This is a genomic window from Serratia sp. CY38905, assembly GCF_052168875.1.
Classification (GTDB): Bacteria; Pseudomonadota; Gammaproteobacteria; order Enterobacterales; family Enterobacteriaceae; genus Serratia; species Serratia sarumanii.
Genome location: NZ_JBJNLV010000014.1, coordinates 38439 through 51182, shown reverse-complemented (window position 1 = coordinate 51182; position 12744 = coordinate 38439). Strand labels below are relative to the sequence as shown.

The window sequence follows — 12744 nt, the reverse complement described above, 5'->3', positions numbered from 1 at the left end:
TCTCTTTACCGATGACGGTGCTGTAATTCAAGGTAACGAGACTACAACCGCATTGGCATGACAACGTAGGCCGCCGCCTGGCTGGCGCCGTCTTCGATCTGCACGCTGGAGACCGAATCGGTCAACAGCAGGCGCACGTCTTCACACTTGAGCGCGTTCAACACGTCCAGCACGTAGCTGACGTTGAAGCCGATCTCCATCTCCGCGCCGTCGTAGCTGACGTCGAGGATCTCTTCCGCCTCTTCCTGCTCCGGGTTGTTGGCGGTGATCTTCAGCTGGTTCTGGCTGACGTACAGCCGCACGCCGCGGAATTTCTCGTTCGAGAGAATCGCCGCGCGGGCAAACGCCTGCTTGAGCAGATCGCAGCCGGCTTCCAGCGTTTTATCCGGGTTCTTCGGCAAGACGCGGCGATAGTCCGGGAAACGGCCGTCAACCAGCTTGGAGGTGAAGATGAAATCGCCGACGTGGGCGCGAATGTTGTTGCTGCCGATCTGCAGCTGCAGCAGCGAATCGCCGCCGTCCAGCAGGCGCACCAGCTCCATCACCCCTTTACGCGGCACGATCACCGAATGCGACGGCAGCTGTTGGCCGATCGGCATCGAGCACACCGCCAGGCGGTGGCCGTCGGTCGCGACGGTGCGCAGCTCTTCGCCTTCGGTTTCAAACAGCATGCCGTTCAGGTAATAACGCACGTCCTGATGGGCCATCGAGAACTGGGTGGCTTCGATCAGGCGCTTCAGCGTCGCCTGCGGCAAGGTGAACTCCACCTCGCTCTGCCAGTCGTCCAGGTTCGGGAAGTCCGCCGCCGGCAGCGTGGACAGCGAGAAGCGGCTGCGGCCGGACCGCACCAGCATGCGCTCGCTTTCCAGCGTGACGGCGATCTCCGCCCCTTCCGGCAGGCCGCGGCAGATATCAAAGAATTTGCGCGCGGGCACGGTGGTCGCGCCCGGCTCGTGCGGCTGGGACAGGGCGACGCGCGCCACCATCTCCATCTCCAGATCGGTGCCGGTCAGCAGCAGGGAGCCTTCCGTCACCTGCAGCAGCAGGTTGCCCAGGATCGGCAAGGTCGGGCGGCCGCCCAGCGGGCTGCTCACCTGTTGCAGCGGTTTTAGCAGATGCTCACGTTCAACGATAAATTTCATAGCGCTATGAAGATAATGTTCTGATTAAATTGGAGAAATCTTCTTTGATGTCGTGACTTTCCTCACGCAGCTGCTCGATCTTCCGGCAGGCGTGCAACACCGTGGTATGGTCGCGGCCACCAAACGCATCGCCGATTTCCGGCAGGCTGTGGTTGGTGAGTTCCTTCGCCAACGCCATCGCCATCTGGCGCGGGCGGGCAACGGATCGCGAACGCCGCTTGGACAGCAAATCCGCGACTTTAATCTTGTAATACTCCGCCACCGTCTTTTGGATATTGTCGATGGTGACCAGCTTTTCCTGCAGCGCCAGCAGATCGCGCAGCGCTTCGCGCACGAAATCGATGGTGATGGCCCGGCCGGTAAAGTTGGCGTTGGCGATCACGCGGTTCAGCGCCCCTTCGAGCTCACGCACGTTGGAACGCAGGCGCTTGGCGATGAAGAACGCCACTTCGCCCGGCAGGCGGATGTCGTTTTCGTCGGCCTTTTTCATCAGGATCGCCACGCGGGTTTCCAGCTCCGGCGGCTCGATCGCCACCGTCAGCCCCCAGCCGAAGCGCGACTTCAGACGATCTTCCACCCCGTTGATCTCTTTAGGGTAGCGATCCGAGGTCAGGATGATCTGCTGATTGCCTTCCAACAGAGCGTTAAAGGTATGGAAGAACTCTTCCTGCGAACGCTCCTTGTTGGCGAAGAATTGGATGTCATCGATCAGCAAGGCGTCGACCGAACGGTAGTAACGCTTAAACTCTTCGATGGCGTTGTTCTGCAACGCTTTGACCATGTCCTGCACGAAGCGTTCCGAGTGCATGTAGACCACTTTGGCGTTGGCCTTGCGCGCCATGATGCCGTTGCCGACCGCGTGCAGCAGGTGGGTTTTACCCAGGCCGGTGCCGCCATACAGGAACAGCGGGTTATAGGCGCCGCCCGGGTTGTCCGCCACCTGACGAGCCGCCGCGCGCGCCAATTGGTTGGACTTACCCTCGACGAAGTTGTCAAAGGTGTGTTTGGGGTTGACGTTGGAGCGGTAAGAGAGCTCGGGTTGCGCCGCCGCGTTGTCCCAGCTCGGGCGCAAAGGCGCGGCCGTGCGCGCCGCGGGGGCCGCAGGGGCGCTGCTGACGCTGGCGGTCACGGTCTGGCTGATCACCTGCGCAATCGGCTTGCTGCCGACTTCAAAACGCAGCAAAGGCGCGTCCGTGCCGCAGAAATCATTCAGCAGACCATTGATGTTGTTTAAGTACTTATCGCGAACCCAATCCAGCACAAAGCGGTTAGGCGCATACAGCGCCAGGGTGTTGTCACTCAGTTCCGCCTGCAATGGGCGTATCCACATACTAAATTCTGTGGCAGGTAACTCATCCTGCAATCGGGCAAGACACTGCTGCCAAAGCGAAAGTGACACGGCGGACTCCACTCGAACAAGATCAATAAAGAAAAGAAACGGGCAACTTTTTTATAACTCATGATTTTTGACACATACCCGGCATCGGCGGTTTGCCTGTGGGGGATGCGAACCGCCTTTCACGGTTTGTGTCCCTCACGATCCCGGCATGAGGGATCGCGATCGGAATGACGGATCATAGCGCAATCCGCGCAAGAGATCCTCCCCTTCCTCACAGATTAGATCCATTTTATCCACAGGCCGCGGCCAGCGGCGATCTTTTCACCGTCGGCGCCGGATGACCGCGCAGATCCCGGCCGCTGCGCCGCATTTTTTACATTGTCAACCGGTTATACCCTGTTATCCACGCCGGATCCTGCGATCGCGCGCAAAGGATCTCTCGGGGATCCTTGCGATTTCACCCCGAGTCCGTATAATCTTCGCCCTACGTGTGATACCTGGTTCCTTATGGTGCGTCATTAGCCAGACAGGATTCTGCGGTGACCACGGGCCAAGACCGGATTTTGTTCCGTTATTGGCAGACAACCAGGTAGGCTGGCGCGATGCGAATTGACTCAGGACTGTACAATTATTACAATCCCGCTTCTTTATGTATTGCGATTGAGGCGTCGGTCATCTTCACGCCGAGTAGCCAAACGCGTTTACTGATCAGTAATTATTTTAAGTTTAGGTAGAAATCGCTATGAAACGCACTTTCCAACCGTCCGTATTGAAGCGCAACCGTAGCCACGGTTTCCGTGCTCGTATGGCCACCAAAAATGGTCGTCAAGTTCTGGCCCGCCGTCGTGCGAAAGGCCGTGCTCGTCTGACTGTTTCTAAGTAATAAAGCTAACCCGCTGAGTGGTTAAGCTCGCTTTTCCCAGGGAGTTACGTTTGTTAACTCCCACTCATTTCACTTTCGTCTTCCAGCAGCCACAACGGGCTGGCACGCCGCAAATTACCATCCTCGGCCGCCTGAACCAGCTGGGGCATCCCCGCATCGGTCTTACCGTCGCCAAAAAACACGTCAAACGCGCGCACGAGCGTAATCGGATCAAACGCCTAACCCGCGAAAGCTTCCGCCTGCGCCAGCACGAATTACCGGCGATGGATTTTGTCGTGGTGGCCAAAAAGGGGATAGCGGATTTGGATAACCGCGCGCTGACGGAAGCTTTGGATAAATTATGGCGTCGCCACTGTCGCCAGGCTCCCGCATCCTGATCGGGCTGGTGCGGGCCTATCAGCTCGTCATCAGTCCGCTGCTAGGGCCTCGTTGTCGCTTCCAGCCGACATGCTCTCATTACGCAATTGAGGCATTAAGCAGGTTTGGCATGATAAAAGGCAGTTGGTTAGCATTGAAACGCGTATTAAAATGCCACCCTTTGAACCCAGGTGGCGATGATCCGGTGCCGCCAAAAACCGACGATAACAGAGAACACTAACGATGGATTCGCAACGCAATCTTCTCCTCATCGCTCTGCTGTTCGTGTCTTTCATGATCTGGCAGGCATGGCAAACGGACAACGCTCCGCAGCCGGCCGCACAGACCACGCAACAGACTTCGAACGCAGTAGCCGGTGATGCCGCCAGCCAGGCCGTGCCAGCCAGTGGTCAGGGTAAGCTGATTACCGTGAACACCGACGTGCTGTCACTGACCATCAACACCCGTGGTGGCGATATCGAGCAGGCTAAACTGTTGGCCTACCCGGATACTCTGGGTTCATCGACTCCGTTCCAACTGCTGGAAACCACTCCGTCGTTCGTCTATCAGGCGCAAAGCGGCCTGACCGGTAAAAACGGCCCGGACAACCCGGCCAACGGCGAACGCCCGCTGTATCAGGCGGCGCAAGACAGCTACACCCTGCCGGAAGGCCAGGACGAGCTGCGCATCCCGCTGACCTACACCGATAAAGACGGCGCAGTCTACACCAAGACCTTCGTGCTCAAACGCAACCACTATGCGGTCGGCGTGGATTACAGCATCGACAACAAAGGCGCGACGCCGCTGGAGCTGACCCTGTTCGGCCAGCTGAAGCAAACCACCGAATTGCCTAAACACCGCGACACCGGCAGCAGCAACTTCGCGCTGCACACCTTCCGCGGCGCGGCGTACTCATCCAGCGAGGACAAGTACCAAAAATACGCGTTCGACAAAGATGAAAACCTGAGCGTCACCACCAAAGACGGTTGGGTCGCCATGCTGCAACAGTATTTCGCCACCGCGTGGGTACCGGCGACCAAAGGTGACAACACCTTCTATACCGCCAAACCGGGCGACAACCTGTCCACCATCGGCTTCAAATCTACGCCGGTCGTGGTGCAGCCGGGCGCTCAGCAGCAGCTGAACGCGACCCTGTGGGTCGGCCCGGAGCTGCAGGACCAGATGGCCCAGCTGGCGCCGCACCTGGATCTGACCGTGGATTACGGCTGGCTGTGGTTCATCTCCCAGCCGCTGTTCAAACTGCTGAAGTTCATCCACGGCTTTATCGGTAACTGGGGCTTCTCCATCATCATCATCACCTTCATCGTGCGTGGCATCATGTACCCGCTGACCAAGGCGCAGTACACCTCGATGGCGAAAATGCGCATGCTGCAGCCGAAGCTGCAGGCGATGCGCGAGCGCATCGGCGATGACAAGCAGCGCATGAGCCAAGAGATGATGGCGCTGTACAAGGCGGAGAAAGTGAACCCGCTCGGCGGCTGCCTGCCGCTGATCATTCAGATGCCGATCTTCCTGGCGCTGTACTACATGCTGATGGGTTCGGTCGAGCTGCGCCACGCGCCGTTCGCCCTGTGGATCCATGACCTGTCGGCGCAAGACCCGTACTACATCCTGCCAATCCTGATGGGCGTGACGATGTTCTTCATTCAGAAGATGTCGCCGACCACCGTGACTGACCCGATGCAGCAGAAAATCATGACCTTCATGCCGGTGATCTTCACAGTGTTCTTCCTGTGGTTCCCGTCCGGTCTGGTGCTGTACTACATCGTCAGTAACCTGGTGACCATCCTGCAGCAGCAGCTGATTTACCGTGGTCTGGAAAAACGCGGTCTGCACAGCCGCGACAAGAAAAAAAGCTAAGCGTATTGTAGGGGTTCGGCGCGCCGACCCTTGCAGTCACCCCAAAGGCGGTCATTAGACCGCCTTTTTGCATCTTAATCGTCAGAGAGAACCGTTATGAGCACCACCGATACCATCGTAGCCCAAGCCACCCCGCCGGGACGCGGCGGCGTCGGCATTCTGCGCATTTCCGGAAGCAAGGCCAAAGACGTCGCCCAGGCGTTGCTCGGCAAGCTGCCGAAGCCGCGCTACGCTGACTATCTGCCGTTCCGCGACGCCACGGGCGCCACCCTCGATCAGGGCATCGCGCTGTGGTTCCCGGGGCCGAACTCCTTTACCGGCGAAGACGTGCTGGAACTGCAGGGCCACGGCGGGCCGGTAATCCTCGATCTGTTGCTCAAGCGCGTGCTGGCGCTGCCCGATGTGCGCATCGCACGGCCCGGCGAGTTCTCCGAACGCGCGTTCCTCAATGACAAACTCGATTTGGCGCAGGCCGAAGCGATTGCCGATCTGATCGACGCCAGCTCCGAGCAGGCGGCGCGCTCGGCGATGAACTCGCTGCAGGGGGCATTTTCCACCCGCATCCACCAGCTCGTGGAAGCGCTCACTCACCTGCGAATCTACGTGGAAGCGGCGATCGACTTCCCCGACGAGGAAATCGACTTCCTGTCCGACGGTAAAATCGAGGCGCAGCTCAACGACGTGATGGCGGATCTGGACAGCGTGCGCGGCGAAGCGCGCCAGGGCAGCCTGCTGCGCGAAGGGATGAAGGTGGTGATCGCCGGGCGCCCCAACGCCGGTAAATCCAGCCTGCTCAATGCATTAGCCGGGCGTGAGGCGGCGATCGTCACCGATATCGCCGGCACCACCCGCGACGTCCTGCGCGAACATATCCATATCGACGGCATGCCGCTGCACATCATCGACACCGCCGGCCTGCGCGACGCCAGCGACGAAGTGGAGCGCATCGGCATCGAACGTGCGTGGAACGAGATCGAACAGGCCGACAGAGTGCTGTTTATGGTCGACGGCACCACCACCGCCGCCACCGAGCCGGCGGAGATCTGGCCGGAGTTTATGGCGCGCCTGCCGGGCACGCTGCCGATCACCGTGGTGCGCAACAAGGCCGACATCACCGGTGAAACGCTGGGTCTGACGGAAGTGAACAACCACTCACTTATTCGCCTGTCGGCCCGCACCGGTGAAGGCGTCGATGTGCTGCGCGATCATCTTAAACAGAGCATGGGCTTCACCAGCAACATGGAAGGCGGCTTCCTGGCGCGCCGTCGTCACCTGCAGGCGCTGGAGCTGGCGGCACAGCACCTGGTGCAAGGCAAAGAACAGTTAGTGAGCGCTTACGCGGGCGAGCTGCTGGCCGAGGAACTGCGCCAGGCGCAGCTGGCCTTGAGCGAAATCACCGGCGAATTCACCTCAGACGATCTGCTGGGCCGCATCTTCTCCAGCTTCTGCATCGGCAAATAATCGCCTGCGGGCGCCATATCCTCTTCGGCGCCCGCATTTTACGTCTCCGGCGCCAAAACTCACCTAAGCTTATCTCATCAATTTTTCCGCGTGAGAGATAAGCTTAAATGAACGAACCTTTAGACTTGATTGGCGTGGGATTGGGGCCTTTCAATCTCAGTCTGGCCGCTCTGGCCGCCGAAAGCGGCGCCGTCAACTATACCTTTCTCGATCGTAACGCGAGCTTCCGCTGGCACCCCGGCATGCTGCTGCCTTCCGCTTATATGCAGACATATGTGCTGCAGGATTTGGTTACCGCCGTCAGCCCACGCAGCCAATTTTCATTTATTAATTACTTGGTAGAACAGAAAAAAATTTATCGGTTTTTAATCACCGAGCAGCAAATTATCAGCCGAGAAGAATTTTCCGACTATCTACGCTGGGCCTGCGAAAGATTAGACGGGCTACAGTTTTCACAGTCCGTAGAGCGCATTGATTTTGACGATGAAAAGAGTTTGTTCAAGGTAACCACCCATAATCAGACGCTGTGGGCGAAAAATATCTGTCTGGGCACCGGCCATAACCCTTGGTTACCGAAAGCGTTTTACCCGGCGCTGGGCGAAAACTGCATGCATGCCGCCGAAATAGCCCTGCGCAATCCGGACTTCAGCGGCAAGCGAGTTATGGTGGTGGGCGGCGGCCAAAGCGGCGCCGATGTGTTTTTGAACGCATTGCAGGGGCACTGGGGCGAACCGGCGCGGCTGGACTGGCTCTCGCGCCGTCCCAATTTTCAGCCGCTGGACGAGTCCCCCTTCACCAACGAATATTTCACTCCCGAATACGTCGACTATTTCTATACACTGCCGTCAGAAATCCGCGAGCGTGAAATCAAAACACAGAAATTGCCGGCAGACGGCATCAGCAATCATACGCTGCGAACCCTGTACCGTGAGCTATATATGCGTTTTGACGTGATGCGCCAGACGCGCAATGTGCGTTTACTGCCTCATCGCACCCTACTGGCCATCGAATCAATGGGTGAAGCTTTTCATCTGCGCACGCTTCACGGCCTGGAAAATCGCCAAGAAAGTTTCAGGGCCGATATCGTCATTCTGGCCACCGGCTATCGCGCTTCGCTGCCCGCTTACCTGAAACCCTTGCTGCCGCGCATTCCTCTCGATGCGGAACAGCATCTGCCGCTACTGCCGAATTTTAATCTGGACTGGCTCGGGCCGGAGCAAAATCGAATTTATGCGGTTAATGCCGGAATACACAGCCACGGCAGCGCAGAAGGCGGACTGAGCCTGATGGCCTGGCGTTCAGCCCGCATCCTCAATCACTTGCTGGGTAAGCCGTGCTTTGATTTGGCACCGAACGCATCAATGATCCAATGGTGGAGCGATGCCGCGCCGGGCGATATCTCTACCACCGCTGATAAATAGGATAATCCGCATAGCGTTTTTTGATGATAAATCCTCAACTTAGTCTTAATCTAACACCCCTGCGTTCTTAGCGACCCTCTGTCATGGAGCGAACAATGGCGTGTCATTTTGCCCGATGGACCCCGGCCTCCGCCGTCCTGGATACCCAGAGACTCGCCGACGAAGTGATAGCCGCCACTCGCACCTTTTCCGTTAAACGCCGCACGCGCTTCCTGCAAGGGCGCATTCTGCTCGCCGAAATGATGTTCTACCTGTACGGCCTGCCGACGCTGCCCCCCATCGCCACCACGCCGACCGGCCGCCCCTGTTTCGCCGATCATCAGTTGCCCGATTTCAGCCTCGCTTACGCCAGCAACACCGTGGGCGTGCTGCTCAGCGACGAGGGCAAAGTCGGGTTGGATATCGAAGTGATGCGGGCGCGCGGCACCCGGCAAAGCGCGCTGCAACACGCGCATCAGACGCCGGCGGAAAGTGCCTGGATCAGCGCGCAGGACGATCGGCTGGAGGCGGAGACTCAGCTGTGGAGCATTCGGCAAAGCGTGCTGAAAATTTCCGGCCTCGGCAACAGCGGCCAGTCTACGCTGCGTCTGCATCCCTTCTCCGGCCACCTGCGCTCCAGCGCCACGCCGGACGTTCAGGTGATGAGCGACGCCGACGAATACCTGAGCTGGGCCTGCGCCGGCAGCCCCGGCCTGGATCGCCTGCTGTGCTGGCGCTACGAAGAGCGCGGCGGCCTGCAGAAAGACGGGGAAATCTCGCCGCGCAGCCCGGCGGCGTCCTCACGCTTCGTTAAACTGACGGGCCTGAAGACGCCCGGTTAACGCAGCGCAAAACGGATAACGCTGTCTTTACCGCACGAGTTGCTGGATTAAATTGTAAAGACAGCTAAATGTTGAGCAATCGCCTATTCTCGACCAGCGCTTTAGCCTACTATTCGCCCATGTTGTACGCTGAATCTGCTCATTCGAAAGGGAGAATCACCATGTCAGACCAAGCCTTAAAAATCGTCACTCTGCTCGGCAGCCTGCGCAAAGGCTCCTACAACGCCATGGTGGCCCGCGCCCTGCCAGGCCTGGCTCCACAGGGCGTCACCATTGAAGCGCTGCCCTCCATCCGCGATATCCCGCTGTACGACGCCGACATGCAACAGGGTGAAGGCTTCCCTGCCGCGGTCGAGGCGATCGCCGAACAGATCCGCCAGGCCGACGGCGTGATCATCGTCACCCCTGAATATAACTATTCCGTGCCCGGCGGGTTGAAGAACGCCATCGACTGGCTGTCTCGCTTGCCGAATCAGCCGCTGGCCGGCAAGCCGGTCGCCATTCAGACCAGCTCGATGGGGCCGATCGGCGGCGCGCGCTGCCAATACCATCTGCGCCAGATCCTGGTGTTCCTCGATGCGATGGTAATGAACAAGCCTGAGTTTATGGGCGGCGTGATCCAGAGCAAGGTCGACGAACAGGCCGGTGAACTGAGCGATCAGGGAACGCTGGATTTTCTGACCGGCCAGCTGTCCGCGTTCAGCGATTTTATTCGCCGCGTGGAGTGAAGGTCTCGCGGCGCCCCTTAGGCGCCGCAACAGGACATGAAGTCCATCAATTCATTGAAAATTAAAGCCATAGCATCATGTATTTTTTCATTTTAGCGTTATTTTTTGTTTCCATCACCAGTCCCGCTTTCGCAGCAGAGATGCGTTATCCCGCCGGTGAAGAGCCGCTGGAGCTGCCGGCACACAGCGCGCTCAACGCCCAGCTGTCGCGATCCGCGCAAAACCAGGAAGATAAAAAGCTGGGCGCCATGTCGCTGTACCTGACGCTGATGCGCGAAGACGGCCGCAACGTCTGGGCGCCCTACCAGCTGGCGGTGTCATCGGCGGAGAAAGGGCAAACCGAGCTGGCGGAGCGCTACCTGCAGCTGAGCGCCGACCGCGGCCTGTGGTACTACTACAACCTGCTGGAGGACGACGCCTTCAACAGCATCCAGCACTCCGCCACCTACCAATCGATCCTGGCCGCCACCAAAGCGCGCTATCTGCAGCACGCCCGCCACTATGAAGGCAAGGCCAGCTACGCGATGCCGGACGGCGAAGCGCCGCCCGAAGGCTGGCCAACGGTGATCTTCCTGCATACCTACGGCAAAGCCGCCGCCATCAGCCCCGAAGAACGGCTGCTGTTCGGCGAAATGGGCGTGGCCTACATCGAGCTCAACGGCACGCAGATGCTGTCGGAAAACAGTTTCCGCTGGTCGAATTACAGCGACGAGAGCACCCAAACCGCCATTCAGCGTACGCTGCAACAGCTGGCTCCGCAGCTAAAGCTGAATCCCCGGCGGATTTACCTCAGCGCCCGCGGCCAGGGCGCGCTGCACGCCGCCAACCTGATCGCGAAGTACCCGCAGTTTTACGCCGGCGCGCTGCTGATCGCCCCCAACGGCGAGATCAAGCCGGCCCAGCAGTCGCTGGCGGCGCAAAAGAAAATCGTGATGGCGTATTACGATCGGCAGAATTTCAGCGAGCAGGCGCTGGCGTTGCACTTCGCCAATCTGTTCGGAGAGGATAATCAGGTAGAAACGCTGCACTTCGCCCAGGGAGAGGATGCCGCCGGCAGTTGGCAGGCGCGCTTCAAGCGGCCGTTGCAGTGGGTGTTGGGTAAGGTGCCGGATGCGACGCCGGGCGCCTAGGGGTTCAGGGCCGACAGGCGTCGGCCCTTTGGCGGTCAATGGCCGTCGACGAAGACGATCTTCAGCACGAACAGCAGCGCCACCACCACCACGCACGGGCTGATTTCACGCCAGCGGCCGGTGCCGAGCTTCATCACGCAGTAGGAGATAAAGCCGAGCGCGATGCCTTCGGTGATCGAGAAGCTGAACGGCATCATCACCGCGGTGACAAACGCCGGTACCGCTTCGGTCAGATCGTCCCACTTCACCCGCGCCAGGCTGGAGGTCATCAGCACGCCGACGTAGATCAGCGCGCCGGCGGCGGCGTAAGCCGGCACCATGCCCGCCAGCGGCGACAGGAAGATCACCAGCAGGAACAGCAGGCCGGTGACCACCGCCGTCAAACCGGTGCGGCCGCCGACGGCGACGCCGGACGAACTTTCGATGTAAGCGGTCACGGAAGAGGTGCCCGCCAGCGAACCGGCCACCGAGCTGATGCTGTCGACGTACAGCGCCTGCTTCATGCGCGGGAACTTGCCCTGGTTGTCGGTCAGGCCGGCTTTATCGGTGACGCCGATCAAGGTGCCCGAAGAGTCAAACAGGTTCACCAGCATAAACGAGAAGATGATCCCGGCCAGCCCGATGTTCAGCGCGCCGGCCACGTCGACCTGGCCCACCACCGAGGTGATGCTCGGCGGCAGGGAGAACAGGCCGCCGTATTTCACGTCGCCCAGCATCCAGCCGATCAGGGTGGTGACCACGATCGACACCAGCACCGCCGCGTGGAAGTTGCGCGAAGAGAGCACGGCGATGATGAAGAAGCCGAGCGCGCCCAGCAGCACGTTGTGCGAGGTCAGGCTGCCGATGGTCACCAGCGTGTCCGGATTGGCCACCACGATGCCGGCGTTTTTCAGCCCCATCATGCCGATGAACAGGCCGATGCCGCTGGTGATGCCGACCCGCAGGCTGACCGGAATGTTGGCGATCATCCAGTAGCGGATGCGGAAAATGGTCAGCAGCAGCAGGCCGACCGCCCCCCAGAAGATGGCGCCCATGCCCACCTGCCAGGAGATGCCCATCGCCCCGACCACCACGAAGGCGAAGAAGGCGTTCAGGCCCATCGCCGGCGCCAGCGCCACCGGCAGGTTCGCCAGCAGGCCCATAAAGATGCTGCCGAAAGCGGCGATCAAACAGGTGGTGACAAATACCGCCTGGGTATCCATGCCCGCCGCGCCCAAAATTTGCGGGTTAACGAACACGATATACACCATGGTAAGGAAGGTGGTGATACCGGCAATCGTTTCCGTACGCGCCGTCGTGCCATGTTGCTTGAGTTTAAACACGCGCCCAAGCAAGCCTTGCTCAGCGTCAAGGCCAGATACTGGTTTGGTCATTATCAGAATTCCGAAAATGGGAATGGACAGTCGCCGGCTATCCTATAACAAAAAGTGGGGCTTTTGACGCCGGTCACAGGTTTTTTTCGCCGTCTTTACGGCTAAATGCGTCAACGGCTTGTATTTACAGGCTTTCATCCCCCGTTGCCGTCCGCTGCGTTGCCGTTTGCCGACACGGCCGATAAAATGACCTATCGCATCTCTTACC

Annotated in this window: 12 protein-coding genes; 9 read left to right on the top strand and 3 right to left on the bottom strand. The window is 59.4% G+C overall.

What is annotated here, in order from left to right; genetic code table 11:
• Nucleotides 1-41: 41 nt before the first annotated feature.
• Together dnaN and dnaA are read right to left on the bottom strand one after the other, a co-directional pair.
• Nucleotides 42-1142 carry a DNA polymerase III subunit beta gene (dnaN, locus tag ACJ8MK_RS22125; RefSeq protein ID WP_004933892.1) on the bottom strand — a complete coding sequence of 367 codons (1101 nt, stop codon included), beginning with the start codon at nt 1140-1142 and terminating at the stop codon, nt 42-44.
• A 4-nt stretch (nt 1143-1146) separates the two neighbouring features.
• Complete coding sequence (gene dnaA / locus ACJ8MK_RS22120) at nt 1147-2541, bottom strand: chromosomal replication initiator protein DnaA (protein WP_049235245.1); 1395 nt, start codon at nt 2539-2541, stop codon at nt 1147-1149.
• Between the two features lie 682 nt (nt 2542-3223).
• Here dnaA and rpmH point away from each other — a divergent pair.
• The 9 genes from rpmH to ACJ8MK_RS22075 all read left to right on the top strand — a co-directional run bounded on the left by rpmH (nt 3224) and on the right by ACJ8MK_RS22075 (nt 11163).
• A complete protein-coding gene (gene rpmH, locus ACJ8MK_RS22115) occupies nt 3224-3364 on the top strand; it encodes a 50S ribosomal protein L34 (protein WP_000831330.1) in 141 nt (46 codons plus the stop codon).
• Nucleotides 3365-3381: 17 nt separating this feature from the next.
• Nucleotides 3382-3741 (top strand): ribonuclease P protein component, encoded by a 360-nt coding sequence (gene rnpA / locus ACJ8MK_RS22110; protein ID WP_004933883.1) that lies wholly within the window; start codon nt 3382-3384, stop codon nt 3739-3741.
• The gene (gene yidD / locus ACJ8MK_RS22105; RefSeq protein WP_004933881.1) at nt 3705-3962 is read left to right on the top strand and encodes a membrane protein insertion efficiency factor YidD; all 258 of its coding nucleotides are present in this window, start codon (nt 3705-3707) and stop codon (nt 3960-3962) included. The genes rnpA and yidD overlap by 37 nt, the downstream gene beginning before the upstream one ends.
• Nucleotides 3963-3964: 2 nt before the next feature.
• Complete coding sequence (gene yidC / locus ACJ8MK_RS22100; RefSeq protein ID WP_016929601.1) at nt 3965-5602, top strand: membrane protein insertase YidC; 1638 nt, start codon at nt 3965-3967, stop codon at nt 5600-5602.
• Nucleotides 5603-5698: 96 nt separating this feature from the next.
• Nucleotides 5699-7063: a tRNA uridine-5-carboxymethylaminomethyl(34) synthesis GTPase MnmE gene (gene mnmE / locus ACJ8MK_RS22095; RefSeq protein WP_016929602.1), complete on the top strand. Its 1365-nt coding sequence runs from the start codon at nt 5699-5701 to the stop codon at nt 7061-7063.
• A 107-nt stretch (nt 7064-7170) separates the two neighbouring features.
• Entirely contained in the window at nt 7171-8484 is a 1314-nt protein-coding gene (locus ACJ8MK_RS22090; RefSeq protein WP_442518059.1) for a lysine N(6)-hydroxylase/L-ornithine N(5)-oxygenase family protein, read from the top strand.
• 95 nt (nt 8485-8579) lie between these two features.
• Entirely contained in the window at nt 8580-9305 is a 726-nt protein-coding gene (locus tag ACJ8MK_RS22085; protein ID WP_033653948.1) for a 4'-phosphopantetheinyl transferase family protein, read from the top strand.
• Between the two features lie 161 nt (nt 9306-9466).
• Nucleotides 9467-10033 (top strand): NADPH-dependent FMN reductase, encoded by a 567-nt coding sequence (locus ACJ8MK_RS22080; protein ID WP_025304752.1) that lies wholly within the window; start codon nt 9467-9469, stop codon nt 10031-10033.
• 77 nt (nt 10034-10110) lie between these two features.
• Nucleotides 10111-11163, top strand: a complete 1053-nt coding sequence (locus ACJ8MK_RS22075; protein ID WP_060431121.1) for a hypothetical protein — start codon at nt 10111-10113, stop codon at nt 11161-11163.
• 35 nt (nt 11164-11198) lie between these two features.
• Here the strand turns inward: ACJ8MK_RS22075 and ACJ8MK_RS22070 are convergent, their stop codons facing one another.
• On the bottom strand, nt 11199-12536 hold the full coding sequence (locus ACJ8MK_RS22070) for an NCS2 family permease (RefSeq protein ID WP_033636524.1): 1338 nt from the start codon (nt 12534-12536) through the stop codon (nt 11199-11201).
• Nucleotides 12537-12744: the final 208 nt, after the last annotated feature.